The 212-nt window shown below is 54.7% G+C and carries 1 pseudogene; it reads right to left on the bottom strand.

Annotation, left to right across the window (positions count from 1 at the left end):
* Positions 1 to 212: pseudogene (locus FDX22_RS12140) on the bottom strand (sodium:proline symporter); the annotation flags it as partial.

The raw sequence follows: 212 nt of genomic DNA, 5'->3' as shown, positions 1-212 counted from the left end.
ACGTTTCTGCATTGCTGCTGATGGCGCTTTACCCCACAGACTGAAGACCACAATCCCGATGCTGCCGAACACGAAGCCCGGGATGATTTCATACAGGCCCAACCAGGCAAACTGCTTCCAGACGATAACCGTTACTGCACCAATGACCATCCCTGCCAGTGCGCCGTTACGGGTCATACGCGACCACATTACGGAGAACAGAACAACCGGAC

It is taken from the genome of Citrobacter sp. TBCS-14 (assembly GCF_005280805.1).
Taxonomy (GTDB): domain Bacteria; phylum Pseudomonadota; class Gammaproteobacteria; order Enterobacterales; family Enterobacteriaceae; genus Citrobacter; species Citrobacter gillenii.
The sequence above is the reverse complement of the archived record's forward strand: the minus strand, read 5'-3'. Positions and strand labels throughout refer to the sequence as shown.